Origin of the sequence: Sphingobacterium nematocida (assembly GCF_900168125.1) — a bacterium.
GTDB lineage: Bacteria > Bacteroidota > Bacteroidia > Sphingobacteriales > Sphingobacteriaceae > Sphingobacterium > Sphingobacterium nematocida.
The window spans coordinates 1-26,784 of the sequence record NZ_FUZF01000017.1; the positions used below are offsets into that span (position 1 = coordinate 1).

Below are 26,784 nucleotides of genomic sequence, written 5' to 3' on the forward strand. Positions count from 1 at the left end.
ATAACGTCTTTTAAAACCGTAATCTGTAAAGTCTGCTCGGCAACAATCCTTTTGTATTGCGCCAACTCTTTTTCCATTTCCCGCAACTGCTTAAGCTGCGAAACCTCCATACCCGAATATTTGCTCTTCCAAGAATAGAAAGTCCCTTGGCTAATACCATGCTCTCGGCAGATATCCGAAACCGATTGCCCAGCTTCCTGCTGTGATAAAATCTTGATGATTTGTGATTCGCTAAACTTACTTTTTTTCATTGTCCCTAAATTATAAAACTACATTAATAATCGTAGCTATTTTAAGGGAAGATTACATAATCAATTCCTGAATGTTTTTCTCTATACTGGACTTTTCCAGATATTGCCCTGTGGCAAATAGGTGTTTAACCGCTTCTTGCCCCTTGTTGTAAAAATTGATTCTCTTTTGCATGTTAAAATATTTTAATAAAAGCTAATACAAACAATTATTCCATACCGGATAAAAATATGGAAGTTTTTTTCTTAAAATTGGACAGGTAACTGTCATTCAATTACTACAACGTTAAATTACAGTTATTTATTGGTTTATTCGAAGAGATTAATTTACATAAGTCACTTGAGATTCATTATGCACTGTCATTTTCTGATTTCATGTTTGTCAAATATTTTACATCGATGTTTCGACTTTTAATCATCTTCGGTACAGATATTTCTAGATTCCTCGTCAAGAAAAAAATATATCTTTAGGGTAACTAAAATATATAAACCTTGTGGTTACGAAATTATCAATAAATGAATGTATTCACATTTTCTGCTGTAATTGAATTGATTGGGATCAATCCTTTTGTGTATCTGCCGGAAGAAATATTACAGGCCGTTTTTAAACAGGCGGACAAATCTAAAAGCCCGATACCAGTGCAAGGAACAATAAACATGAAGCCTTACCGACAAACATTGGTAAAATATGCAGGTGCGTGGCGGCTGTATATTAATCTAAAGATGCTGGATCGTTCTCCCAGCAGGATTGGAGAGTTAATAGAAGTTACCATAGCTTTCGACCCTACTGAAAGATCTGTAACGGCACATCCAGCATTGCTTAGAGCTTTGTTGGCGTATCCAGAGGCCAAACAGGTTTTCGATTCCTTGCAGATCTCCTTACAAAAAGAAATCATTCGTTATATTTCTTTTTTGAAAACAGAAAAAAGCATTGATCACAATGTAAAGAAAGCCATTGACTTCCTATTGGGCAAAGGACGCTTTATAGGAAGAGATGGTATAAAAAAAATAAGAATGGATAACAAAGCAAAATCAACACCCACTTAAATCGAACTAAACCTGGCATCCTAACAGGTTAATGTTTTTCAAAAAGATAGATTCTGTCGAGAATCAGGATGCTGTTTTCGAATATCACTCTCCTCAAAATAGTCGATCGTTTCTTGTATAGTTTTTTCCGTTGTGATTATATCCATAAGAATCAATTTAGCGGTGGCTTTTACATTTTTATCCGTTGTATTGAAATTTGAATACATGAAATTCATCAAGAAATCACTTTTGTTATTTAAAGTTTCTTTCAATTCTTCAATATTAGAAAGTAACGCTATTTTTCTATAATCAATCAGATCTATTTTAGTATTAGCGATAGATTTCCAGGCATTGATTCTAATCTGAGGAATATGTACCCCATCTGATTTTAAGATAATATCTTGAAAGCTGATATTATTGTTGTTGGCATACCGATTCAGCGAATCAATTAAGGCCTGCTGTTTAGGCATCTTGTTAGCAAGTTCCTCTTTAGATTCCTTCAGCTCACTATCTATCGTGGAAAACACTTGGTGGATATAAGCTTTATCCTTTTGTTGAGAATTCCAGTTGTCGATAAAAAGCGCGATAAGAATACCTGCAATAACTGGGATAATCTCTTTGATGAATTGAACAGAATAATTTTTAATTTTTGCTTTCATTTTACTAAAATGTATTTTTAAGTTCAACACCAAATTGTCGACCTTCTACAAGAGCCTTTTTATCTAGTCTCGTACCCACGAGCGCTCCCAAGAGTAGTCCAATAGGAAGACCAATACCCAACAATCCCATATTACCTACACTCAGTGCAAAGGCTACGCCGATAGGTAAACCAAAACCAGTCATTCCTAGTGGTATCCATAGATTTCTATAATAGTTTTTAGGCACATACTTATGTTCCTTTTCAAGAAATTTAGTGATTTGACTTTGGGTCTTGATTAGCAGCGCTTTAAATTTCTTATCCGACGAGGGGAAAGAATTGAGTCTTTCGATGTTTTGATTTATAAACTCAATAGTTTTATCCGGCAGGTTTTTATCATTCAACTCGTTGATGAATTGTTCAAATGCGCCCAAAGCCGCGCTAAGCTTAGGAGCGGTCTGTGGGATTTCACTTTTGTTTATTTCAATGGTTCTCATTGTAGTCGGTTTGGATAGTATTTCTTCGTCGTATTGTTACATTACAAATATATATATTCCCCAGTACGATTGGCATATGCTGTTTCTTTCTTTGGTCTAGAGACAAAGAGAAAAAAAACTATTGATTAAATCAAACCCTATTTGGGACCGAAATAGAGCTTATCGACTATCAAATCCTATGTAGTACCTCTGTGTAAAACAATAACACATACTTAACTTGGAGTTGATTCTTGAATGACATATTTGCATCGTTCCCAGATCAGAATTATGTGTAAAGAGGTCAAATCACATTTTAAATTATATGTAGTATCGGTATGAATACACCTATTCGAATTATAGTTAAGCCTATCGACGTTCATTTGTACAGTATCCTTAGCAATGAAATGTTTTAATACAGCTTCATTGCTAGAAAAGAAGAGGTAGTGCGAGATCCGATCTGCCTTCCCTTAGCACCTTGAAGTTAGATTATTTTTTTTACCTAAAAGTTGTAATTTTTATGTAATTTAATTGCAACTTAAAACTATAGAGAAAGAGCAACCTTAATATTATGACTGAAACAAAGAAAGAAGGCATCGCATCAGAGATGATAGCAGAGGAATCTTTAGATGGAAACATACAACATGTGAATAATCCGGTATTGGATTTACCCACAATCGAAAAAAAATATTTACGGGCCGTAGCCGCATATCACAAAGAAGGTAATAGTTATATTCTAACTGATGGAAAAGCGCGCGTAGAAATTAAAGTATTAACTGATGATATTATTCGTGTCAGATTAGCACCGCAAGGAGCTTTTCTAGAGGACTTTTCTTACGCAGTAGTTGCTCAGGAACATTCTGCTCATGGTCATAATTTTATGGAGGACGATACGTATTATAGCATATATACCGCGACAGTAATCTGTAGAGTTAGTAAAAAGGATTTTCTTGTATCTTTTTCCGATGTCGAAGGAAAGTTGATGAACTCCGATTATGCGCCGATGCATTGGGAGGAAAGCCCTGATTTTGGTGGTTATTATGTGTATTGTACGAAAAAAGCATTTAATGATGAAGTCTTTTTTGGTTGTGGTGATAAAGCTTCGAATCTTAATCTGCGCGGAAGAAGAATACGTAATTGGAATTCAGATACCTATTCGTTTGGTTTTAATCAAGATCCGCTGTATAAGACCATTCCCTTTTATATAGGTGTTACCAGCGGCGATTCCTATGGGATCTTCTTTGACAACACCTTTAAAACACATTTCGATTTCGCGGCAGAGCATAACGACCAGACTAGCTTTTGGTCTGAAGGTGGCGAACTTCAATATTATTATATCCATGGACCTAAAATGATGGATGTGGTGATGCGGTATCATCAGTTGACGGGTACCCATTTTATGCCCCCGATGTGGGCCATCGGATATCATCAATGCCGTTGGAGCTATTATCCAGAAAAGAAAGTGCTGGATGTAGCAGCCGAATTTAGGAAACGCGAGATTCCTTGTGATGCTTTATACCTAGATATCGATTACATGGATGGATACAGATGTTTTACCTGGAATAAAAAATATTTTCCAGATCCAAAACAAATGATAAAAGACCTTTCTGCTAATGGATTTAAGACTGTGGTCATGATAGATCCTGGTATTAAAGTAGATGAAGATTATTGGGTGTTTAAAGAAGGTCATGATAATAAATATTTCTGTAGGAGAGGAGATGATTATTTTATGGAAGGTTTTGTTTGGCCGGGACGGTGCCAATTCCCCGATTATACAGACCCTGAGGTACGCCAATGGTGGGGTACGCTATACAAGGGGCTGGTTGAAGATGGTGTTGCGGGATTCTGGAATGATATGAACGAACCTGCCGTTTTTGGTCGAGGTACTTTCCCCGACGACGTAAGGCACGATTACGACGGACAGCGCGGTTCACACCGTAAGGCGCATAACATATATGGTATGCAGATGGTTCGCGCTACTTATGAGGGGCTTCAGAAATTATATAAAAATAAGAGGCCCTTTACTATTACTCGCGCCGCATATTCGGGTACACAGCGTTACGCATCCGTGTGGACAGGTGATAATATAGCCACTTGGGAACATCTACGTATCGGGATTTTACAGCTCCAGCGCTTATCGATATCCGGACTGTCGTTTTGTGGTACAGACATAGGTGGTTTTACAGGCAATCCCGACGGAGAGCTATATACCCGATGGATGCAGTTTGGAGTATTCTCCCCTTTTATGCGGGTTCATTCGGCAGGAGATACCGTAGATCGAGAACCATGGAGTTTCGGTCCGCAGTGGGAGGCTATATGCAAAAAATTCATTGAACTTCGGTATAAGCTCTTGCCTTACATTTATTCCGTATTTTGGCAACAGCATAAATATGGCGTACCTATTTTGAGGCCGGTGTCGATGTTGGAACAGGATGTTTATAAAAATTTATTACGCGAAGAAGAGTTTGCCTTTGGTGATAAAATATTAGTTTCTCCGGTTTTAAATCCTGGTCAAGAATACAAAGTTGTGTATCTTCCCCGAGGAAATTGGTACTATTATTTTAATAATAATCTGTACGAGGGCGGTCAGGAGATCAGGATAAGCACACCTCTCGATGAAATGCCAATTTTTGTGTCGGCAGGAGCCATAATACCCGAGTATCCTGTGATGCAATACACCGACGAAAAGAAAATTGAGACATTAAAGCTGATCACTTACTATAGTGATGGGGAGCATAAGAGCTATGGCTATGCCGATCACGGAGATACTTTTGCTTATGAGCAGGATATCTACCTAGAGAAGCGGTTTAAACAGATCGGAACTGCCAATAGCGTCACGTTAGTACAGCAACGGGACGGCTTATATACCGAGCGTTATGATACCTATAGTATTTATTTTGTTGGACTCCCATTTGATTGGACAAAAGCGATGGTAGACGGGGTTACTGTCCCTATATCGACCGATGATACCGGACAGCCGTACATTACGGTCGACAACGATTTTAAGAAACTAATTATAGAATAATGTATTATGGATAGTCCTGTTGAAGTTTTTTCGCTTTTTACTGATTTTGATATCACACTCTTTAAATCAGGGAAACATTTTCGTTTATACGAAAAGCTGGGGTCTCAAACTGTTTTTTTGAATGGAAGACAGGGTGTATATTTTGCTGTTTGGGCACCAAATGCTCAAAGTATATCCGTAATTGGTGATTTCAACGGATGGAACCCTCATAGTCACAAGCTCTACGTACGGTGGGATGGTAGTGGCATTTGGGAGGGAGCTATTTTTGATATTGGACTGGGAGAAGTTTACAAATACCAAATTGTTACCGAGTCGGGTGAACGATTAGAAAAAGCAGACCCTTTCTCCTTATCAATGGAACTTCCCCCTCAGACAGCATCAGTCGTTAGCACAACCTGGTATCAGTGGAATGATGAATCATGGATGAGAAACCGATCCGACAAGAATCGACTAGATAGGCCGTGGTCGGTTTATGAACTGCACTTAGGTTCTTGGATGAGAGATGCTAATGAGCCTGACAAATTTCTTACTTATCGTGAGATAGCGGAAAAATTAGTGCCATATATCAAGAATATGGGCTTCACCCATGTTGAGTTTATGCCGATAATGGAACATCCTTATTATCCATCTTGGGGGTATCAGATTTCAGGGTATTATGCAGCAAGTTCTAGATACGGTAGCTCCCAGGAGCTCATGTATCTGATTGAGCAGCTTCATAAGAGTGATGTAGCAGTCATTTTGGACTGGGTTCCTTCTCATTTTCCAGGAGATGCCCATGGCTTGTATCGATTTGATGGAACAGCTTTGTACGAACATGAGGATTATCGAAAAGGCTTTCACCCTGACTGGAAGTCATATATTTTTAATTACGGGCGAAACGAAGTAAGATCCTTTCTTATCAGCAATGCTTTATTTTGGCTGGATAGGTACCATATCGATGGCCTACGAGTTGACGCAGTTGCTTCAATGTTGTACCTCGATTATTCTCGGGATGAAGGCGAATGGTTGCCTAATGAATTTGGTGGACGAGAAAATTTAGAAGCAGTTTCCTTTTTAAAAGAATTTAATGAGGCGGTGTATAGCAACTACCCAGACGTACAGACTATTGCCGAAGAATCTACCTCTTGGCCAGGCGTGAGTCAACCCACTTACAATGGTGGATTAGGGTTTGGTATGAAGTGGATGATGGGCTGGATGCACGATACACTAAACTATTTTAAAGAAGATCCTATTAATCGAAAGTATTACCACGGTAATTTTACCTTTTCATCTGTGTACGCTTTCAGCGAACATTTTATGCTTCCATTGTCACACGATGAAGTGGTACACGGCAAACAATCGCTCATTTATAAAATGCCAGGTGATGAATGGCAAAAGTTCGCTAATCTTAGGGCATTATACTTGTTTATGTATACCTTTTCAGGAACCAAACTTTTATTTATGGGAGGCGAGTTCGGTCAGACTTCTGAATGGAACGTCAATCAATCGTTAGATTGGCATCTGCTTAATTTTGCGCCACATCGTGGTATGCAGACATTTATTAAAGAGTTAAATCAACTCTATAGATCCGAACCAGCGTTATACGAGAAAGCATTCAGTCACGAAGGCTTTCATTGGATTGAAGTAGGAGATGTAGAAAATAGTGTATTTGCATTCCTTCGTAGAGGACATGACTTAAGCAACGACTTGATGGTCGTCTTAAATCTGACGCCTATTGTTCGAGAAAACTATCGTCTAGGTGTTCCTCAAAAAGGTAACTGGGAGATTATATTCAATTCAGATGATTTAAGTTATTTTGGTTCGGGTTTAGAGACATCCAATAAAAAGTCAGAGCCCATACCTTGGGTGGGTCAACAGGAATCAATTAGTATAAGTTTACCTCCCTTGGGAGGGCTTGTACTTAAGTTAACAAGTTAAGTAATATAATTTTTGTTTATTTATGAAGGTTTTTCATTTGAGTGTCGAGTGTTTTCCGGTAGCAAAGGTTGGCGGTCTCGCTGATGTGGTTGGAGCACTGCCTAGATATCAGCGTCAACTAGGTGTAGATTCTTCTGTTGTGATGCCTTGGTATGACCTTCCTTTTACCAAAGATCATAAATGGGAGCTAGTCGGTACAGGCTCTATATATCAAGGATCAGAACTGATAACTTACAACGTATACAAAGAATCCGTAGATAGCTTGGGTTTTCCGCTGTACACCCTAAAAATAGAAGGTAAGCTCGATCGAAATGAGGTGTACGGATACGCCGATGAAGGTGAGCAGTGGATTGCATTTCAACATGCTTTTTTAGATTGGCTTTGTAGCAGCGATATTCAACTCGATATTATTCATTGTCACGATCATCATACCGGGCTTATTCCATTTTTAATCCAGTATGGCAATGATTTTAAAAAGATATCAAAGGTCAAAACCGTGTTTACTGTTCATAATGGTCAGTATCAGGGAAAAATGAATTGGAACAAAGGAATATTACTACCGGCATTTGACACCTGGAAATGGGGTTTATTGGACTGGGATGGCATGATTAATTCGCTGGCAGCAGCAGTGAAATGTACCAATGCATTTACCACAGTTTCAGAAGGCTATTTACAAGAACTATTTATTGAAGCAAATGGTCTTGAATCGCTATTCCGTCACGAAGCAGCAAAAGGCTATGGTATAGTAAACGGAATTGATGCTACATATTGGAATCCTGCATTAGATACATTGATTCCTAATAAATATTGTATTGACGACGCCCAACAGGGTAAGCTTTTAAATAAAGAAGCATTTTGTCAGCGAGTAGGCCTACCTGCAGAACTTCCACTTGTATCGTATATAGGACGATTTGCGTTAGAAAAAGGGGCCGATCTGTTACCCGTTGTTATTGAAAAGCTCTTTGCCACTTCAAGTGAGGTCGCGGTTTATGTATTAGGTTCAGGAGATTCAGATCTACAAAGCAGATTAGCTGAATTAGCAATTAAACATGCCGACAGATTAGCCGTTTACTTTGGTTATAATGAAGCATTGGCCCATGAGGTGTATGCAGCTTCGGATATGCTCCTTATGCCTTCACGGGTAGAACCTTGCGGGCTGAATCAATTATATGCTTTAAAATACGGAACGATTCCGATCGTACGTGCAATAGGAGGATTACGAGATACGGTTAAGGATATTTCCCAAGATGAAGGGTATGGCTTTGTCTTTAATAACATCAATACGCAGGAAATTGTGAACACCATAGGTCGTGCTTTAGATCAATTTGACAGTAGCGACTGGCAATTAATAACACAGCGGGCTATGCAGCTCGATTTCTCTTGGGATAAATCGGCTAAAAAATATATTGATTTGTATTACCAATTACTTAAATAAAATGGCGCATAAAGTTGTTTCTATTGTATTAGGAGGAGGTCGTGGGACTCGACTTTATCCTTTGACCGATCAGCGGTCCAAGCCTGCGGTTCCTATTGCCGGAAAATACCGCTTAGTTGATATTCCAATTTCAAACTGTTTGAATTCGGGTTTTAATAAAATCTTTGTATTGACACAGTACAATTCGGCGTCGTTGAATAAGCATATTAAAAATTCCTATAACTTTAGCGTATTCAGTAAGGGATTTGTCGATATTCTAGCAGCAGAACAGACCAGCGAAGGAGATCGCTGGTTTGAAGGCACAGCTGATGCTGTACGCCGTACTCAAAAAAACCTCGCGAATGTAGATTACGATTATGTGTTGATTCTTTCGGGAGATCAATTGTATCAGATGAACTATGACGACCTAGTGGATTTTCATGTCAAGAATGGTGGTGAAATAACTATTGCTACGATTCCTGTTACGGGCAAAGAAGCCACTGGTTTTGGAATTCTCAAATCTGACGAGAGCAACGAAATTACTGCTTTTATAGAAAAACCTACCAAAGAATTATTACCCGATTGGGCTTCCGAGGTTCCAGAACATTTAGAGAAATCCGGTAGGACTTACTTGGCGTCCATGGGAATATATGTTTTCTCGAAAGGAGTAATACGGAAATTGTTAGCTGAAAATCCCGGAATGGATTTCGGAAAAGAGATTATTCCCGAAGCAATTGGTAACCATAAAGTTTTGAGCTATCAATTTGATGGTTACTGGACAGATATTGGTACGATATCTTCATTCTTCGAAGCGAATATACAGCTTACAGACGATATCCCATCTTTTAACCTGTTCGGAGAGCCTGTCTTTACACGAGCTCGGATGTTGCCTCCCTCAAAAATATTAGGTACAACATTGAATCATGCTATTATAGCCGATGGTTGCATTATCCTGGCCGATAAGATAGAACGAGCAGTGATTGGTATTCGCTCTAGGATAGGGAAAGGTACCGTTATTAAAGCCACTTACATGATGGGTTCTGATTATTATGAAGATCTAGATGAAGTCGTAGAACTCTATAACAGTCAGCAACCGCCACCTATTGGGGTAGGCGAGCGATGTTATATAGAAAATGCTATTTTGGACAAAAATTGCCGCATTGGTAATGACGTTCGCATTATGGGTGGAAAACACTTAAAGGATGGAGATTTTGAAACCTATACAGTATGCGACAGTATAGTTGTGATCAAGAAGAATGCGGTCATACCACACGGTATGACAATTGGTCGGTAAGCTTACTTAAACGATGAGAAGTTCGGTTTGCTTTAGTAAGCTTAGCCTTCTATAGAAGCAGCTATATACTTTTTTGTATACATTATAACGAAAGCCGTTCCGAAGTTAATTCGGAACGGCTTTTTACGCTTTCTAACCGTTCAAGGTATCTATGAATTTTAATCGTTCATACCATCGTAATACACATCTGTTTTGGTTAGGATATCTTGAATTTGCTCGTATTGTTTTTTTGTAAATCCGGTCTCGTTTATGAAGAACAGTCCACTCCATTTTATAGTTTTGACGGAGGCCAAAAATGGTTCCCATCGCAGCGGATTATTGGTAAAAGGTACATACGTCAGCTTAGGGTTTTCTGCCAATACTTGAGGAAAGGACGTAAAATGGTTGTAGGAAAAATCAGCTTTTTCTAATTTTTTAAGAGTAGATATAGATTTCGGCAGGGAAGATAGTCCTGCATTTTCTATACCCAGCTCCTTCAATTCGGGCAACTGTTGGAATAAGTCGGGCAGCTCGTTCAGTTTTGTTTCACTTTTATAATTACCTGACATATACAACACGGATAGTTTGCTTAGGCTAAAGATTGCATTTGGAAAGGCCGTAAATAGGTGGTTGTTCAGTCCGAGTTGCTGTAGCCTTTTAAGCTGGGCAAATGAGGCGGGTAAATCCGTCAAGGGATTATTGCAATCAAAACCCTCCAGTGTGTTAAGATTAGAAATACTGGAGGGAAGTGTTTTTAATTTATTTTGACTCAATATCAGTTTTTTCAGCCGCTGGTTAGGCGTTTTGATTTCAGGAAAGCCGTCCAGCTCGAAATTGTTTATTTCTAACATTTCCAATTGATGGCTCTCGTCTATGATTTTTTGTAGTATGCTGCTATCGAGTCTTTTGCCTGATATGACGGTGCTAAATGAGAGCATTTTTAGCTTGGATAGCTCTGAATTGGCTAATACGTCGATATCTTTAAAGCTAATTTCCTTTCCGTTTGTCGTAATGCCTTTAATATGGGTAGCGCTGCTTGCGGGCATTGGCGCGATTATGCCAATAGTTTCTGTAGTAGGTATTGATTGCTGTACTGGTAGCACTTCGGGGATTGCCTCCTTTGGTGGCGGTATTTGAGTTTTCTTCTTTTTCTGTGCAGCTGCTGCAAGGGTGAGCAGGCTGAGACTGAAAACAAAGATATATTTTTTCATGATGACTGGCTTTTTATTAACGCAAAGATGCGTATTCAGATACCTATTTTGAAAATTATAGATCACAAAAAAGATCATTGAAATCTCTTGAATTATTTGTTTCTTTGTATCGATATTTTTAGATATATAGATATGCAGGAGTTATTTAAGATTTTATCCAATGAACATCGTGTTCAAATCCTTACTTGGCTAAAGGATCCTCATGCTCATTTTGCTGTGGAAGACATCGAGCCAGAAGTAACAGATTATGGGGTATGTATGAGTGTTATACAAAAGAAGGCAGGGATTTCCCAATCCACAACTTCTACTTATCTGAGCTCCATGGTCAACTGTGGCCTTCTGAAATCTATACGAGAAGGGCAGTGGACCTATTACAAACGTAATGAAGAACGGATTCAGGAACTAGCGTCTTACATAAAGGAGGTTTTATAAACCTTTTTTTTTGCCTATTATATCTATAATTCTGAATATCTAAATAAATAGAATAGCTGAATGTTTAACTAAAACTCATGACAACAGAATCTCATTCCAACTTCAAAAACCACATTGGGTTCAATCGTTTATTCGCTCGCGATAAACTTACCTTAGGGATTTTCCTTCCCCTTGATTTATATAACGGGGATCTTAATGTTTACAAGGATCATACAAAGTACATACGACAGATCGACCAGAATAATTTTGGAGCATTATGGGTACGGGATATTCCATTGTTTGACCCGAACTTCGGAGATGCCGGACAGGTTTATGATCCATTTACCTATTTATCTTACCTAGCAGGTATTACCAATAATATTGCACTGGGCACCGGGAGTATTGTTTTGCCGTTTTGGAATCCGATATCTCTCGCTAAAACTAGCAGTTCTCTAGATCACTTGTCGGCCAATCGATTGATCATGGGAGTGGGGTCTGGGGATCGGGGCGTAGAATTCCCCGCCTTTAGAGTTCCCTTTGATCAGCGAGGAGAGCGGTTTAGACAAGTGCTGGAAGAGTTCCGTCACATTACTCACGAATCATTTCCTAACCTTCAGACAGATTTAACGTATCTCCATGGAGTCGATGTCATCCCCAAACCTATGTCTGGAAAGATCCCCGTATTGATCACGGGAGCTAGTCAACAGTCACTCGATTGGATAGCGAGAAATGGAGACGGATGGATTACTTATCCAGGAGCAACTACAAATAAGAGTGATACAACACGGTTGGAAGCTAAGATCAGTGCGTGGCGTGATCTTATCCCAGACGGTCAATTTAAACCCCATATGACCAACGAATGGATCGAATTGTCAGATGACCCCTATTTTCCAAGGACACCTCTTAGGGGCGGTTTTGTTCTGAAGACAGGAAGGAATGGGCTGATTGATTTATTGGGCGAATGGCAGGACGCCGGAGTCAATCATGCTGCATTAGGGCTTCAGTTTAGTACGAGACCATTGGAAGAAGTAATAGACGAGCTAGCAGAAGAAATACTGCCACATTTCCCTTCTCTGATAATGTAATGATAGCATCTGATAGGTGTTTGATTAAATCTTGCCAAAAATTAGAGAGCCTCCTTGGCTCTCTAATACAGTAACATGTTTATAATTGTTTTACAGGGATACAGATTTCGACAATAAATTTCTTCTCTGGATGTTGATTATTGTCATTATGATAGATTTCATAAGGACTGGATTCCTTGGGTTGATAGCCACTTTCAGATAGCCATGCATACATAGTATTCCAAGCTTTTTCAAAATCCTTGATACCAATCTCAAAATAACCTACTGCGTACTTACCCTCCTGAGTCTGTGATTTTCGGATCTCACCTTCTACATCTACATCTCTATCGACTACGAGACAAGCGTCGTTGCGCATCTTTGCTATCTCGGTTATGGAAGGATCATCGTGATACATCGATAAAGCTTTTGTGTTTGCGTTTAGCAAACCTCTTGGTGCAGCCCATTTAAAGAGCTCTTCGTAGGCCTGCCCGATCTGATTAAAAGCTCCTGTGCGGCGATAACAGATTAGCTTCAGCGCAGGCATCTGTTTGATTTCAATTTTAATGTCCATAAGTATTAATTGTTTTAATTCGACACTACAAAATTGGGCATCTATCTGTTGGATATTTTTGCCGATCTTGCTCACCGCATTGCCATTCTTGCTATATCGGATACCTTCTTTACTAAAAATTCCTTTCGCTTCTTGTCTGAATTCTTTGGCGCTGATGTTAAACTGCTTTTTGAACGCTCTACTAAAGGATGACAGATTTTCAAAACCACAGTCAAATGCTATCGTTGCAATAGATAGTTTCGTCTCGCTCTGTAGCAAGCGTCCCACTTTTTCCAGACGTATGCGCGAGACGTAGGTGTTGGGTGTTTCGCCCGTCATTAATGTGAATATTCGGTGAAAATGAAAAGGGGAGAACGAAGCGATATCAGCCATTTTTGACAGATCGATAGCTTGATCAAGATGTTGGTCGATATATTCCATTACCCGAATAATACGGTTTATATATTCCTTTCTGCTTAAGTCTTTTGAGTCCATTGCAGCAAATATAGTTAACTTCATTTGGCAGTTCTTTGCAAATCTTGCTGATTAGACTTTAAGCTTTTTTCAAGAGATCGTTTAGGATCAAATGATTATCTTCGCGAGTAGGGTATATAGGGGCTGACCGATTATAGCTTTACAATCCAGGACAAACGATTTATAACAAGTACAATTATGTTAACGTATAGAGATGCAAACAAAACAGATCTAAAAGAAATTGTAAATATCTATAACTCTACTATCCATTCAAGGATGGTTACTGCCGATACGATACCAGTTTCGGTCGAGAGTAGACTAGTGTGGTTCGATCAGCATAACCCGACGAATAGACCGCTTTGGGTTATAGAAGATGATTCTGCAAAAATAATCGGTTGGGTAAGTTTTCAGTCATTTTACGGACGCCCTGCCTACGACGCAACCGTAGAAATCAGTATTTATATAGACGAATCACAAAGAGGAAGGGGCTTAGGTAAAGAAATTCTTCAATACAGTTTAGAAAGAGCACAAGATTTTGGTGTCACGACAGTGCTTGGTTTTATCTTTGCACACAATGAACCAAGTATTAAGTTGTTTAAATATCTAGGTTTTGAAGAATGGGCTACACTACCTGATATAGCTTTACTCGATGGCGTAGAACGTAGTTTGAAAATTTTGGGAAAGCGAATCGTTTAGTAACATTCATTTCTTGAGTTCTCTCATTTTATGCGGGGTCGTCCAGAATCTGATCGCTTACAATTGCTTATACGGTATTAAAATACAGTCTCCTTTTCGGTAGTTTAGACTGTTTAAGAATTATAAGTTACTGTATTGATAAAAAGCACTCACATGCCCTCTTGGGAAAGAGGTGCTAGCGGCGTACATTTGCATATATCCATTTGGTTAATATTATGTATGAAAAAGAACTTACCCATTTAGACAGCACTTTATTCGATACTTTTGGTATGCATATCTCAAATGCATATAAAGACGAGGAAACAGGAGATTATTGCGGATGCAATTTTCAGCTTGGCAGTTTTCATATAAAATATAGAAAAGCGAAAGTTACCCCTAAGAAGATAGGTCAATTTGTCGCTCTATGGAAAAGGAACCCCGAAGGGAAAACAGAACCATATCATATTGATGATAATTTCGATTTTTATTTTGTTGAAACGGAGTACCAAGATAACTGGGGATGTTTTCTGTTTCCTAAAGGTATTCTTTCAGAGAAGCGAGTTTTGTCGGTAAACGGGAAAGAGGGAAAACGTGGCTTCCGTGTTTATCCAATATGGGATAGTCCTGAAAACAAACAGGCAATTAGCACGAAAAGTTGGCAGATTGTTTATTTTCTCGACTTAATAGGAAACAGAAAAATATCCGTTGAAACACTGCAAAAACTGATGAAACAATAAATAATGTTTCAATCATGAACCTTTTTTGTCACGATACTGATATTGCGACACGGTGTTGTCAGGATATCCCTAGATCTAGATTCAAAGTACTATAATAGTAAAATCAAAACCAGAACCCCGCAAATAGGGAAGGGTAAATATTATTTTTATGATTTATGTAGTTGTAAATCAGGTTTTTATTTATTTTCTTTAAAATAATAGCCTTACCGACCTTCGGTAAAATTAAGTATATGCTACTCTACTTATATATACTTAATCTAAATAAAAATGTTGAGGTCAACATCTGTTATTATACTATTTCTATTTTTACATGTACTTGTTACAGCACAAACTTCAAGCAAACACACTATTTCAGGATATATCAAGGACAATTTTGGTCGACCGATAGCGGGTGCTACGATTCATGTCAAAACGGAGAATGTAACGAGCACTTCGGATGTGGATGGCTTTTATAAACTTACAGCGACTCAGTTTTCCAATAGTTCAACTATTCAGATAACGGCAGTAGGATTCTACCCAGAGCAACACCTAGTAGATGGTAAATGGGTTCAGGATTTTATTTTAAGGGAAGATCATAACGTTATCGATGAGGTGACCGTCTCTGGACAGGGCAAATCCGATAATCAGCGGAAAGTCGAAGAGATCAAACGCTCTGGTTTTAATGTAAGTGTGATCGATATGAACCTGTATGCCAATCAAACCGCAAATATCAATCAGATATTGCGTACTGCTCCAGGGGTAACTTTCCGTGAAGACGGTGGTTTGGGTTCTAATTTTGTATTTCGCATTAATGGATTGGATGCTAAAATATACATAGACGGGGTACCTATGGATAATTTTGGATCCTCCATGTCACTCAACAACATTCCTGTCAATCTAGTTGATCGTATTGAAATCTACAAGGGTGTCGTCCCAGCTTTCTTAGGTTCAGACGCTTTGGGCGGAGCCGTAAATATCATTACAAAACAGCGGTCAAGACACTATTTGGATTTAAGTTACAGCTATGGCTCTTTCAATACCCATCAGGCAGCTTTGGTAGGGATGTATACCAACCCGAAGAATAAGCTCTCGGTACGGACGAATGCTTTCTATAACTATTCGGACAACAATTATACGATGTACAGCGAGCCGAAATACGGGGTAGTTTATGAAACGACCGTTGATAACAAATTTGTACCTCTTGATAAAGTAAAAAGATTTAAGGATAGGTACTATTCTGCTATGGGACAGGTGGAGATTGGTTTACGTGATAAAAGTTGGGCCGATCAGTTTTTTGTAGGTTTAACATATTCTGCGAATAACAAACAGAATCAATTAGGAGCGACTATAAGCGATGTAAATGGTGGCGACTGGCGAGAATCGAAGTATCTGATGCCTACTATAAGTTATAAGAAGCAAAATTTTCTGGTTGACCGCTTGTTTGCAGACATCTACGCTAGTTCGAGTTATGATGTTTCCAATATTCGCGATACGGCGCAATACAATTACAACTGGACGGGTTCTTGGGTTGAAAATCATAGCGGTTCAAACATAAACCAACAAAAACATGAAGAGCAAAAAGCAACTAATCTATTAGCCAGATCTAATTTTAACTACGATTTTGATGAGCAACGTAACCATAGTTTAAATCTGAATTATAATGTAAATACCAACAATAGAAAAACGTACGATAGAATATTGGATTACAATACGACCGGATTGCCAAGTCGAATGACAAGACATATCATAGGCTTGTCTTGGCAAAATCAATGGTTTAGTAAGCGTTTGGTTAATAATTTAGCAATCAAATATTATGGACTGGATACCTATAAACAAGTCGACGAACGTAAGTATGATACGAACAATCAGCTGATAAGTGGAGGAATAGTTTCGTACAATAATTTCTTTGATTATCAGGGATACAGTTTTGCATCGAGATACAGAATTTTTAAAGACGGAGGTGTGAAGTTCTCTACCGAGCGGGCATACAATCTGCCTAGTATGAATGCGTTGTACGGCGACGGACAAAATCAACTAGCCAATTGGGATTTGAAACCCGAGCGAAGCGATAACCTGAATGGTGGATTTTACTACAATACTTTTTTGAACGACAACCAGTTTATCAATTTTGATATTTCGGGATTCTACCGCTTAGCAAAAGATTATATCAATACACGTATCGTCACGGTCGATGGTCAATCTAAGTTTCAAGCCTATAATATGCCAGGTGTAAAGCTCTACGGTGCCGAAACCGAAATTCGCTACGGCTATAAGGATATTATCACTGCGGCTGTCAATGCGACTTATGATAAGGCTCTAGATAACGTTAAATATACAGATGATACCAACCAGGAAGTGAGTTTGACCTATGGGTACCAGATTCCGAATAGACCTTGGGTATATGGAAATCTGGATATTGGAGTAGCACAAAATGATTGGTTCGAAAAAGGTAGTCGTACACAGTTGTCATGGACCACACACTTTACGCGATGGTACTATTTGAGTGACTCGCATTTAGGATCATTGGCATCTAAGAATCATATTCCAAGTCAGACTGTTCACTCCCTTATTCTGAGCTATTCCTGGAGTCGAAATAAATACAATATATCAGGCGAAGCGCGTAATCTAACCAATGAAAGAGCCTATGACAATTTTCGTTTACAAAAGCCCGGTAGAGCTTTTTACCTCAAACTGAGGGTATCATTAATGTAATAAATTAAAACAAAATACATAATAAAATAAAAATGAAACACAATCGTATTTTAGCTTGCGGCGCATTAGCAGTAGCATTGTTAGCATCTTGCAAAGACAGCCCTGACGCACCAGAGACAATAGAAAAAATCAGTACAGAATATTCAGTATGGGTAACTTCCGCTACAGGATCGTACCTGTTGACCACGGATAACTTAATGAAAGATACTTTGTTAACTCCAGTTGGAAACAAAGGAATAGATCTTGCGGCGTACCTTCCCGCAGCTTTTTACGCAGTATATGCTTACAACCATGAAGGTAAATTCTATGTGTCTAATAATGGAGCTCGCTTCAGTCAACTTGAGGTTCAGAGTAATGCAACAATCAAAGAAACCGATAATTATGCTTTCCCCTCGAACTTCTTTTTAGGAAAGGTATTGAAAGATGTAAGTACAAAGGATGAGTTGGTTATGACTAAAACCGCAGGTACTTTTAATGGAACTAAAAATGCATTAGAGCAGCCTATATATTTTATGAATCTTAAAGATATGACACTTAATAAAACATTAAATGTCGATATCCCATTTTTGAAGTATGCCCCTCTTAAACCAGATAAAACGCCTTATACTAATCCATATATGGTACCAACAAGTATCACGGTAAGAGGTGATAAGTTATTTGTCGGTCATAAATATAGAGGTACAGATGTGTCAGGAAGTATGGATATATCGGACACGACCTATGTTTACGTCTGTGATTATCCTGGTTTAACTAATGGTAAGATGCTGAAAGATGCCAGGGGTGGCTTTGCTGCTGGTCACTGGGAAGTACAGACGCTGACCTTTATGGATGATAATAATGACTTATATATCGTCACTAAGAATAGAATAGCCTCTACCTATGGATTGATCCGTATTAAGTCTGGTCAAACCGAGATTGATAAAGATTATTTCTTTGATTTGAAAGATTATAACGTATTTAAAAATAGTACAGCTCAAGTTCAAAAACTTGGAAATGGTAAAGCTTACCTCAGTCCTTATGTGATCGATCCAGCAAATAAGAAAGTTATTGCAGATTTAAGAATTTTAGTAGGGGGTGGTGAGTCAAAAACTACGATGAACTTTATGGAGAATGGAAAGTTGTATGATGTATTCAAAACCGATGCTTCAAAATGGTTTGTGTTTGAATATGATCCTGCCACGAATAGTGTAAAACGCGGTGCAGAGATTGATCCAGGTGTTACACATGTATATCACGTCAACAAGTTGAAATAAACTTATAGCGTAAGATAGCAGACAGGTAAAGCGAGTCTCTTAGAAGCGCTTTACTTGTTTGTAAGTTTTAAAAGAAAGATCCGTTTTGTGCCAGAATGGAAAGGTAAATATTATGCTGAAGTGTCTAAAAAAGAAAAAGTAGAAAGTCAAAGTTTTGAAGATTAATGATGGAGTAAGCGTTTGTTACTCCATCATGATTTCCAACAGATCTTATTTTTTTCTATTTCTCGGAAGGATCCATTTTCATTTCTTTGGGTTTCATCATCTGATGGATTGCTCCAGTATGGTCGAGATACTGGTCAGCTTTCAGCTGTACTACTTTCTTATCTTTCATCACTACCTCTCCGTTGGGGCGTATCCAAACATCGCCAACTTTGGTTTCTTTGGTCATGTGCATCGACTTACCATCTTTCATTTCCATTATTTTTCCATCTTTCCAGAACCAACGTTGCATACTGTGTTCTTTTTGCATGTGGTGTTCCTCTTTTTTGTGTTCCTTTTTTTGTTCTTGAGCCGAAGCATTAAATCCGATCCAGGAGATCAATGCTACTGATAAAACTAACTTTTTCATGTTTTAAAACATTGTTAATTCCTAATAATGAATTTATTAGGTCGGTAATAACAGGTGGATACAGATAAAGTTTTGAGAAATGATAAACTTTTTTCGAGTGGCACAAATCGAACTGTAAAATACGGACGATGGACGAAGGTAAAAGTGTTGGTGAGTTTATCCGTAAACGTATCGAATGGGGCTTGGGTAATTGTAAAATTTATAGCTTTAGTTATACACTGCATATTTTCTATAATTATAAAGTTTAATTTACACTTCAGGGCTATATCTTTGCGCGTAATGATTGTTGAACGCCAATAAACAGCAGAAATGATTAATTCTAAAATATCGTTTGGATTTATTTTTATCATGACATGTGTTTGTCTGGCAACAGTGTTGACCGGAGTTATAATATATCGCGATTATTTAAATGATTGGGAGTTTTTCAGTTCGTTAAAAAGTGTTTATTTTTTGTTTATGTTCCCGGGGCTGTATGCTTATTATCTAGCTCTAAAAACACCATTTTTTATTTCGTTGCAAGGAGATACGTTGATCATAAGAAATCTCTTTAAGACGTATTCTTTTTCTTTAAATGGACAGACGGTTGTTACCGAGGATTCAGAGTTTACAAAGTTGCCCAATGTAAGGTTTCATAGATTAAGTTTTCAAAACAAAAAATATTCGATAGGCTTTTCGGATTTTAGTATTAGAAATTATAAAGAGCTTAAAGAAGCAATATTTCATCAAATAAATACATCAGATAATCCAATTTAACCATAATCGTCAAAATTATGTGTAGACAAGAGTTTCATGCTAGCGCCCTCATGGCTAGCAGAGTCTACTTGTAATATGTAGCGTTGTTCAACTTTTTATATTATCTTGTTTGGTTCGTTCATTGGTTTAGAAAAGAGATCTGTAGATAAGCAATTTTTGATAGATTATAGAGTTGATTGGTGGAAGTGAATAAGCTAATTAACGGCCTTGATTATAAGAACTAAATTAAATATGATAAATATGACAACGTTTAAGAGATCCCGTTTCTTGATTTGCGCTTTCCTTTTTTCCTGTGTATATGCGAGGGGGGAAGTTCGTTTGCCAAGTATTTTTGGCGATCATATGATATTACAACGAGAAACTACAGTCAAGATATGGGGCTGGGCTGACCCAGGCGAGAGCGTAATGGTGAGCCCATCATGGAGCAATAAAGCAACGACTGTAACAGCTAGTGGTAATGGAGACTGGTCATTAGATATTACGACCCCCACAGCAGGCGGACCTTACGAAATAAATATACAAGGCAGTAATAAGATCGTGTTAAGTGATGTGCTGATCGGTGAGGTCTGGATTTGTTCCGGACAGTCGAATATGGAGTGGGGGAGTGCTCAAAACCTGCCACAGATGATAGAAGAGTTGCCTAAAAGCACCAATAGTCAACTCCGTCTCTATCATATACCCAAGCGGACAGCCGATTATCCACAGTTTGATCTGGAATCGCAGTGGAAGCCCTGCGGCCCCGAATCCTTAGCAGGTTTTAGTGCGGTGGGTTATTTTTATGCAAAAAGATTGCAAGAGAGACTTGGTGTTCCTGTTGGAATTATTAACGCATCTTGGGGTGGTACACCTGCTGAAACCTGGGTTCCAAAACCAATAATAATGGAGAATGCTGCTTAAAAAAATGCAGCAACTATACAAAAAGAAAATCCCTGGTGGCCCGTAGAGTCTGGAAAGGCATACAATGCCATGATCGCACCACTCATCAACTTTAAAATTGCCGGAGCGATTTGGTATCAAGGCGAAAGTAATACACTGAGTTATTCGACGTATGCTGATCTTTTTAAAGCATTAATCACCGAATGGAGAAAACAATGGAAGGTAGATTTCCCATTTTATTACGTACAGATAGCACCTTATGCATACGACAATCCATTTGTGGGGGCATTACTACGAGAGCAGCAAGAGCTAGCATTAGACTTGCCCAAGACAGGACGCGTAGTGATTACAGATCTGGTAGATAATATAAAGGATATCCACCCTAAGGATAAGCGAGGTGTTGGTAATCGCTTGGCGGCACTAGCTCTTGGAGACTATTACCGCAAAACAGATGAGGAATACCAAAGTCCAACCTATGAAAGTATGGTCATGGACAAAGGAAAATTAGTCTTACATTTTAAATATGCAGAGGGAGGGCTACAAATTGAAGAAGGCAGATTTGCCAAGGAATTTTATATCGCGGGCGAAGACCGTATCTTTAAACCAGCTGAGGTCACTTTATTTCGTGATAGAGTAATCTTACAACACAGAGAAATCAAACAACCGGTGGCTGTTCGGTTTTCATTTAGCAACGAGGGGATGAGTAATGTGTTTAATAAAGCAGGATTACCACTAGCGCCTTTCAGAACAGATAATTGGCCTGTCGTTACCACAAAATAGTTGAAAGAGTTAGTTAACATAGCCCTTGCTGTCTGCGAGGGCTATGTTGTAAAATGCTTATGATTTTTTAATTATTTGGATACTGAAAAACATAGCGAAAAAATAGCGAGAACGGTTTATAGAACTATCTATTAAGATTCTATCGATTGATAAAATCTTAATAGATCTCTAATAGTATTATTTGCTGATTGGCATTTTACTATTTATAAATTCCCATTCCCTGATATGAGCGTTCTGATGTTCGCTAAGTACGATTTCATCAAGTTTTCTCAACACATCTAGATTATGGTGCGCTACGTCATTTTGTTCTTTAGGATCTAGCTTGAGGTTAAACAAAGACCAACTAGCATTAGGATTAGTTCTTACATCGATTTTGACACCTTTCCAATCCCCCATTCTGATAGCAAGTTGCCCCCCTTTTTCGGGATACTCAAAATATATAAAATCACGTCCAGACTGTTTGTTTGGTTTTCCCAGTAGCGTAGGCAAGAACGATATGCCGTCCGTAGTAGGTACCTCTGTTCCGGTTAATTCAGCAAGAGTTGCCATCAGATCATATTGTACACTAGGAAGATCAGACTTCACACCCGACGGAATGTGTTTAGGCCAACGCGCGATGAATGGCACACGAATCCCCCCTTCATACACGTCCATTTTTAATCCCCTGAGATTAGCTGTGCTATTGAACAATTCCGCGTTAACACCACCATTAAAAGTTGGGCCATTATCACTTGAAAACATGATTATCGTATTCTCATCCAGCCCGAGTTCTTTGATATTAGATAGGATTATTCCTACCTGTTCATCCAGATAGCTAATCATCGCCGCATAAGTTGCCAGCGGATACTTTTGTGGGTTATAACCCTGTCCACCCAGATACGGTTTCTCATTTTTGAAATACGAGTTATAATATTTGATCCAGCGATCAGGAGCCTGCAATGCTACGTGAGGCAAGGTATAGGGAAGGTATAAGAAGAATGGTGTACTTTTGTTGGACTTTATAAACGATACTGCCTTTTCTGTCATTTTATCGATAGCATTTTCATTACCCGTAAAGCGATTGAAATTCTCATCAGTAGCTTCAGCTTCAGATAATTTAGCGTGCACGAAAGTCTCCTTATTTGTTAGGTTATCCCTTTTGCCATTTTCCCACAAGTGCGTAGGGTAGTAGTTGTGTGCCTGCTTTTGATCCAAATATCCATAAGCATAGTCAAAGCCATGTTTATTAGGGTTTCCACTCGTAAAATGCATTCCGAGCCCCCATTTTCCAATAATACCGGTCTTGTAGCCTTGGTTCTTTAGCATATGGGCGACTGTAAATGTGCCTTCCGGCAACGGCATTTGCCCCCCTTCTTCACGGTCACTAAATCCTCCCATTTCGTAGTTCCCACGAATATAACTATGCCCCCCATGCCTCCCCGTCAGCAACATTGCTCTGGCAGGTGCACAGACAGGGGTAGACGTATAGTGTTGTGTAAATAGCATTCCCTCTGTTGCCATCCGATCTAGATTTGGGGTTTTTATAATCTTTTGACCATAGCTACCCAATTCACCATAGCCTAGATCATCCGCATAGATATATATAATGTTAGGTCGACCCTGACCGAAAACATCAGCTAATAAAAGTAAAGAGAGCCAGAATACTACCGCAATTTTTTTGTTAATCATGATTATTTTTCTTTGACGCCGATTGGACGTCTATTGCGTCCCTCACGGTTAGTTAGGTTATCACCAAGGTCCATTCTCGCTTTTTCAGCAACCTGCAGGAGCTCCTGTACGGTCTCCGGGTACATTTCTATCACATTATAACGCTCTCCCGGATCTCTTCTAAGATCATAAAGTTCCATTCCCTTAGTCTCACCCTGTGCGTACTTTCCTCCAAACCCATCATCAGCGGGGTTTATATTTTCATACGATCTGTATTTATGAGGCAATACTAACTTCCAATTATCCTTACGTACCGCTTCTAGATCATTTCTATTGTAATAGTAGTAAAACTCCTTCCGAATACTTTCCTCTAGACTCCCATTAAAGTAAGGTAAAAAACTTACCCCATCAATTTTATAGGGATGTTCACTATACTTAACGACATCGGCTATCGTGGCAAATATATCGATGGAGCTAGTTAGGTGATTGACGACTTTTCCTTCCTTAATTACGCTAGGCCATGATACAAAACAAGGTACCCGTACGCCACCTTCCCAACTCGTGCCTTTCCCTTCTTTAAATCCAGCTGCATTGCCGTTATGATTTCCAAAATTTAACCATGGTCCATTATCACTAGTGAAAATTACAATCGTATTATCATCTATCTTGGCGGATTTAAGTGTTTCAAAAAGCTGTTGCATAGACCAATCTATTTCCATCATTACATCACCAAAGAGTCCCTGTTTGGATTTGCCAGCAAAAGCTTTAGAAGCAGCTATGGGCACATGCGTCATACTATGTGCCATATACAAGAAAAACGGTTTGTTTTTGTTTGAACGTATATATTTGATTGCATCCTCCGTATATAATTTGGTCAGCTCAGCCTGATCCGCAAGTGTTTCGATTTTCTGAACAGTATCTGGGATCATCTTTTCTTTCGTTATCGTAAGTAGAGGCAATACCGGATAATGCGCTACACGGCCACCGGGTCTAGCCGGCGAGCCGTCATATTCAACAGGCCACATGTCATTAGAATAGGGGAGCCCCAAGTAACTGTCGAACCCCTGTCTTGTGGGTAGAAATTGAGGTTCATTGCCCAGGTGCCATTTGCCGATCATATGTGTACTATATCCCATACTTTTCAGCATTTCAGCAATCGTTACCTCATCCTCGTGTAGACCTATACCCGAGTTGGGCCCAAAAGCACCGAACATGTTCATCCTATTTGGGTAGTTTCCCGTCAATAAGGCCGCTCGGGAAGCTGTACATGTCGCTTGTGGAGTTAGAAAATTGGTGAATCGTAACCCTGTAGATGCCATTTTATCAAGCACTGGGGTTTGGTAAGAGAGAGCTCCATTTACCGAGACATCGCCATATCCCATATCATCCATAAAAACGATAATGATATTAGGTCGTTTTTGCTGAGCTATCAGATGATTCGCAAAGCAAAACAATAAAATTATTAGATATTTACGCATCATCACTACCAATTAGGGTTTTTAGTCAGGCCAGGATTCAGATCTCTTTCCTTTTGTGGTATAGGCCATAAATAATCTCTATCTTTTCTGAACACTTTGGTAAACGAGGGCACTTCTAAAGTGACAGTTTGATTGTTTTTATCTTTATAGGTCATGCCATATACATTTCCAGCCATTAGTTGTTCAGCCAATCGCCATCTTATTAAATCAAAATATCGTAAGCCTTCAAACGCCAGCTCAACTTTTCGTTCATGCCTTACAATATCTCTCATTTTAGATTGATTTGACGGTGCAATAGCCGGAAGTCCAACGTCAGGTCTCTTTCTCACTTTATTTATGGCATCTATCACCGATTGGTCTATCTGATTAATTTCTATTTTGGCTTCGGCATAAGTTAGTAATATTTCCGCATATCGCATCAATATCAAATTTATTCCACCGTTAGCAGGTTGAGGTAGATCCAATGGGTCTATATATTTTTTAACGTTGAATCCTGTGGAAGTAGTTAGGTAAGTGAAGTCAATAGCATCGTTTGTTCCGCTACCGGGAGTAGGATTGTAAATTTTTCCATCAGGTAATAGATCCCCCTTGGTAAAAACAGTGTATTTCAACCTAGGATCTCTGTTTACGGTTGGATTTTCAGGATTGTATCCACTTCCTGCATCGTCGATCGCCATACCATTAGCCATTTGATAACTATCCACTAATGCCTTGGTAGGTACAAATTGGCTATTGCTTGATCGTTGACTATAAGGACCCATGTACGCAAAAATGTTGTTTCGATACACATCCTTTATAAACTGCTTGGTGAATACGATCTCTTTGCTGTTTTCACCTGCGTAACCGAATAACTTCTCGTAACTACTATGGATTTCATAAGTGTTTTGGTCTATTACTTTCTTTGCCGCTTGTGCTGCGAGCTCATATTTACCTTGGTATAAGTAAGCCCTGGCCTGAAGTCCGTATGCAGCACCTTTAGTGACTCTACCGATATCCGATTGGTTGATAGGCAGGATTTTAGCAGCTTCTTCCAGTTCTGATACGATAAATTCTCCAACATCCTTAGCTGGAGTCCTTTTGATTTCACGGGCTTCAGCCAATGTTAGGTCCTTGGTTACCAGTGGCAGATCACCAAATAAAGCCAATAATTTTATATAGTAATAAGCCCGTAAAGCTCTTACTTCACCAGTTAGAATATTAATTTTACTGGGGTCGGCAACCTGAATTTTGGAAACATTATCGAGATAAAAGTTGGCCGCATGTATACCCCGATAAGAGTAGTTCCAAAAGTTTAAAATAGTACTATTCAATGCATCATGCTGTCCCAGCTCAATAATCGCGTATTCATTAAAAGGGATGTTTGTATGGCCTATGTCAGTTATTCCATCCCAAGAGAAATAATGATTTACGGTGTCCAAATAGTTGTATACAGCATTAGCAGCCATTTGTGCATCACTTTCAGTTTTCCAGAATATAGTATTAGATATACGGTCGTTAGGGACTGTTTCCAAAATGTCCGAGCTACAAGAAGTTATAATAAACACTGATATGATACCGATAATAAGTCTATTTATGTAAGTTTTCATGTCTGATTCGATTT

General features: G+C 38.8%; 20 protein-coding genes and 1 pseudogene. 12 read left to right on the forward strand and 9 right to left on the reverse strand.

Annotation, left to right across the window (positions count from 1 at the left end):
• The coding region (tnpA, locus tag B5X76_RS16340; protein ID WP_079644751.1) for an IS66 family insertion sequence element accessory protein TnpA at positions 1–251 on the reverse strand (251 nt) is incomplete at its 3' end.
• Between the two features lie 513 nt (positions 252–764).
• Between tnpA and B5X76_RS16345 the strand changes: the two genes are divergently transcribed.
• Positions 765–1,295, forward strand: coding sequence for a YdeI/OmpD-associated family protein (locus tag B5X76_RS16345; RefSeq protein WP_079644753.1), 531 nt, complete (start codon positions 765–767; stop codon positions 1,293–1,295).
• A 38-nt stretch (positions 1,296–1,333) separates the two neighbouring features.
• On the opposite strand, the gene B5X76_RS16350 is transcribed toward B5X76_RS16345, so the two are convergent.
• Together B5X76_RS16350 and B5X76_RS16355 are read right to left on the reverse strand one after the other, a co-directional pair.
• Entirely contained in the window at positions 1,334–1,933 is a 600-nt protein-coding gene (locus B5X76_RS16350) for a hypothetical protein (protein ID WP_079644754.1), read from the reverse strand.
• A gap of 4 nt (positions 1,934–1,937) precedes the next feature.
• Entirely contained in the window at positions 1,938–2,408 is a 471-nt protein-coding gene (locus tag B5X76_RS16355; RefSeq protein WP_217699677.1) for a hypothetical protein, read from the reverse strand.
• A gap of 547 nt (positions 2,409–2,955) precedes the next feature.
• Between B5X76_RS16355 and B5X76_RS16360 the strand changes: the two genes are divergently transcribed.
• Genes B5X76_RS16360 through B5X76_RS16375 form a run of 4 tightly spaced genes read left to right on the forward strand, consistent with a single transcriptional unit; the run spans position 2,956 to position 10,034 of the window.
• Entirely contained in the window at positions 2,956–5,409 is a 2,454-nt protein-coding gene (locus B5X76_RS16360) for a glycoside hydrolase family 31 protein (protein ID WP_079644756.1), read from the forward strand.
• Between the two features lie 6 nt (positions 5,410–5,415).
• Entirely contained in the window at positions 5,416–7,326 is a 1,911-nt protein-coding gene (glgB, locus tag B5X76_RS16365) for a 1,4-alpha-glucan branching protein GlgB (RefSeq protein ID WP_079644758.1), read from the forward strand.
• Positions 7,327–7,348: 22 nt separating this feature from the next.
• Complete coding sequence (locus tag B5X76_RS16370; RefSeq protein ID WP_079644760.1) at positions 7,349–8,761, forward strand: glycogen synthase; 1,413 nt, start codon at positions 7,349–7,351, stop codon at positions 8,759–8,761.
• 1 nt (position 8,762) lies between these two features.
• Positions 8,763–10,034: a glucose-1-phosphate adenylyltransferase gene (locus tag B5X76_RS16375; protein ID WP_079644762.1), complete on the forward strand. Its 1,272-nt coding sequence runs from the start codon at positions 8,763–8,765 to the stop codon at positions 10,032–10,034.
• 158 nt (positions 10,035–10,192) lie between these two features.
• Here B5X76_RS16375 and B5X76_RS16380 read toward each other — a convergent pair whose 3' ends face one another.
• A complete protein-coding gene (locus B5X76_RS16380; protein ID WP_079644764.1) occupies positions 10,193–11,224 on the reverse strand; it encodes a leucine-rich repeat domain-containing protein in 1,032 nt (343 codons plus the stop codon).
• Between the two features lie 132 nt (positions 11,225–11,356).
• Between B5X76_RS16380 and B5X76_RS16385 the strand changes: the two genes are divergently transcribed.
• Together B5X76_RS16385 and B5X76_RS16390 are read left to right on the forward strand one after the other, a co-directional pair.
• Complete coding sequence (locus tag B5X76_RS16385; protein WP_079644766.1) at positions 11,357–11,656, forward strand: ArsR/SmtB family transcription factor; 300 nt, start codon at positions 11,357–11,359, stop codon at positions 11,654–11,656.
• Between the two features lie 77 nt (positions 11,657–11,733).
• Complete coding sequence (locus tag B5X76_RS16390; RefSeq protein ID WP_079644768.1) at positions 11,734–12,720, forward strand: LLM class oxidoreductase; 987 nt, start codon at positions 11,734–11,736, stop codon at positions 12,718–12,720.
• Positions 12,721–12,799: 79 nt separating this feature from the next.
• On the opposite strand, the gene B5X76_RS16395 is transcribed toward B5X76_RS16390, so the two are convergent.
• Positions 12,800–13,768: an AraC family transcriptional regulator gene (locus B5X76_RS16395; protein ID WP_079644770.1), complete on the reverse strand. Its 969-nt coding sequence runs from the start codon at positions 13,766–13,768 to the stop codon at positions 12,800–12,802.
• 153 nt (positions 13,769–13,921) lie between these two features.
• Between B5X76_RS16395 and B5X76_RS16400 the strand changes: the two genes are divergently transcribed.
• The 4 genes from B5X76_RS16400 (at position 13,922) to B5X76_RS16415 (ending at position 19,079) form a co-directional block, all read left to right on the forward strand.
• On the forward strand, positions 13,922–14,419 hold the full coding sequence (locus B5X76_RS16400) for a GNAT family N-acetyltransferase (RefSeq protein ID WP_079644772.1): 498 nt from the start codon (positions 13,922–13,924) through the stop codon (positions 14,417–14,419).
• Between the two features lie 215 nt (positions 14,420–14,634).
• On the forward strand, positions 14,635–15,135 hold the full coding sequence (locus B5X76_RS16405) for a MepB family protein (RefSeq protein WP_079644774.1): 501 nt from the start codon (positions 14,635–14,637) through the stop codon (positions 15,133–15,135).
• 267 nt (positions 15,136–15,402) lie between these two features.
• On the forward strand, positions 15,403–17,826 hold the full coding sequence (locus B5X76_RS16410; protein ID WP_079644776.1) for a TonB-dependent receptor: 2,424 nt from the start codon (positions 15,403–15,405) through the stop codon (positions 17,824–17,826).
• Between the two features lie 32 nt (positions 17,827–17,858).
• Positions 17,859–19,079 carry a hypothetical protein gene (locus tag B5X76_RS16415; protein ID WP_079644778.1) on the forward strand — a complete coding sequence of 407 codons (1,221 nt, stop codon included), beginning with the start codon at positions 17,859–17,861 and terminating at the stop codon, positions 19,077–19,079.
• A 220-nt stretch (positions 19,080–19,299) separates the two neighbouring features.
• Here the strand turns inward: B5X76_RS16415 and B5X76_RS16420 are convergent, their stop codons facing one another.
• Entirely contained in the window at positions 19,300–19,650 is a 351-nt protein-coding gene (locus tag B5X76_RS16420) for a DUF6799 domain-containing protein (RefSeq protein ID WP_079644780.1), read from the reverse strand.
• A gap of 1,158 nt (positions 19,651–20,808) precedes the next feature.
• On the opposite strand from B5X76_RS16420, the pseudogene B5X76_RS22290 reads away from it, so the two are divergent.
• Positions 20,809–22,059 (forward strand): annotated as a pseudogene (locus tag B5X76_RS22290) (sialate O-acetylesterase).
• Positions 22,060–22,236: 177 nt separating this feature from the next.
• Here the strand turns inward: B5X76_RS22290 and B5X76_RS16440 are convergent.
• Genes B5X76_RS16440 through B5X76_RS16450 form a run of 3 tightly spaced genes read right to left on the reverse strand, consistent with a single transcriptional unit; the run spans position 22,237 to position 26,770 of the window.
• A complete protein-coding gene (locus B5X76_RS16440) occupies positions 22,237–23,727 on the reverse strand; it encodes an arylsulfatase (protein WP_079644788.1) in 1,491 nt (496 codons plus the stop codon).
• A gap of 2 nt (positions 23,728–23,729) precedes the next feature.
• Positions 23,730–25,187: a sulfatase family protein gene (locus B5X76_RS16445; RefSeq protein WP_245801074.1), complete on the reverse strand. Its 1,458-nt coding sequence runs from the start codon at positions 25,185–25,187 to the stop codon at positions 23,730–23,732.
• 2 nt (positions 25,188–25,189) lie between these two features.
• A complete protein-coding gene (locus tag B5X76_RS16450) occupies positions 25,190–26,770 on the reverse strand; it encodes a RagB/SusD family nutrient uptake outer membrane protein (protein ID WP_079644790.1) in 1,581 nt (526 codons plus the stop codon).
• Between the last annotated feature and the right edge of the window lie 14 nt (positions 26,771–26,784).

Excerpts from the sequence above, each read along its gene's own strand:
- B5X76_RS16350 (WP_079644754.1), bottom strand. The coding sequence starts at position 1,933 with ATGAAAGCAAAAATTAAAAATTATTCTGTTCAATTCATCAAAGAGATT.
- B5X76_RS16440 (WP_079644788.1), bottom strand. The coding sequence starts at position 23,727 with ATGATTAACAAAAAAATTGCGGTAGTATTCTGGCTCTCTTTACTTTTA.
- B5X76_RS16400 (WP_079644772.1), top strand. The coding sequence starts at position 13,922 with ATGTTAACGTATAGAGATGCAAACAAAACAGATCTAAAAGAAATTGTA.
- B5X76_RS16395 (WP_079644770.1), bottom strand. The coding sequence starts at position 13,768 with ATGAAGTTAACTATATTTGCTGCAATGGACTCAAAAGACTTAAGCAGA.
- B5X76_RS16355 (WP_217699677.1), bottom strand. The coding sequence starts at position 2,408 with ATGAGAACCATTGAAATAAACAAAAGTGAAATCCCACAGACCGCTCCT.
- B5X76_RS16370 (WP_079644760.1), top strand. The coding sequence starts at position 7,349 with ATGAAGGTTTTTCATTTGAGTGTCGAGTGTTTTCCGGTAGCAAAGGTT.
- B5X76_RS16360 (WP_079644756.1), top strand. The coding sequence starts at position 2,956 with ATGACTGAAACAAAGAAAGAAGGCATCGCATCAGAGATGATAGCAGAG.
- B5X76_RS16420 (WP_079644780.1), bottom strand. The coding sequence starts at position 19,650 with ATGAAAAAGTTAGTTTTATCAGTAGCATTGATCTCCTGGATCGGATTT.
- B5X76_RS16410 (WP_079644776.1), top strand. The coding sequence starts at position 15,403 with ATGTTGAGGTCAACATCTGTTATTATACTATTTCTATTTTTACATGTA.
- B5X76_RS16415 (WP_079644778.1), top strand. The coding sequence starts at position 17,859 with ATGAAACACAATCGTATTTTAGCTTGCGGCGCATTAGCAGTAGCATTG.
- B5X76_RS16405 (WP_079644774.1), top strand. The coding sequence starts at position 14,635 with ATGTATGAAAAAGAACTTACCCATTTAGACAGCACTTTATTCGATACT.
- B5X76_RS16385 (WP_079644766.1), top strand. The coding sequence starts at position 11,357 with ATGCAGGAGTTATTTAAGATTTTATCCAATGAACATCGTGTTCAAATC.
- B5X76_RS16445 (WP_245801074.1), bottom strand. The coding sequence starts at position 25,187 with ATGATGCGTAAATATCTAATAATTTTATTGTTTTGCTTTGCGAATCAT.
- B5X76_RS16380 (WP_079644764.1), bottom strand. The coding sequence starts at position 11,224 with ATGAAAAAATATATCTTTGTTTTCAGTCTCAGCCTGCTCACCCTTGCA.
- B5X76_RS16390 (WP_079644768.1), top strand. The coding sequence starts at position 11,734 with ATGACAACAGAATCTCATTCCAACTTCAAAAACCACATTGGGTTCAAT.
- glgB (WP_079644758.1), top strand. The coding sequence starts at position 5,416 with ATGGATAGTCCTGTTGAAGTTTTTTCGCTTTTTACTGATTTTGATATC.
- B5X76_RS16375 (WP_079644762.1), top strand. The coding sequence starts at position 8,763 with ATGGCGCATAAAGTTGTTTCTATTGTATTAGGAGGAGGTCGTGGGACT.
- B5X76_RS16450 (WP_079644790.1), bottom strand. The coding sequence starts at position 26,770 with ATGAAAACTTACATAAATAGACTTATTATCGGTATCATATCAGTGTTT.
- B5X76_RS16345 (WP_079644753.1), top strand. The coding sequence starts at position 765 with ATGAATGTATTCACATTTTCTGCTGTAATTGAATTGATTGGGATCAAT.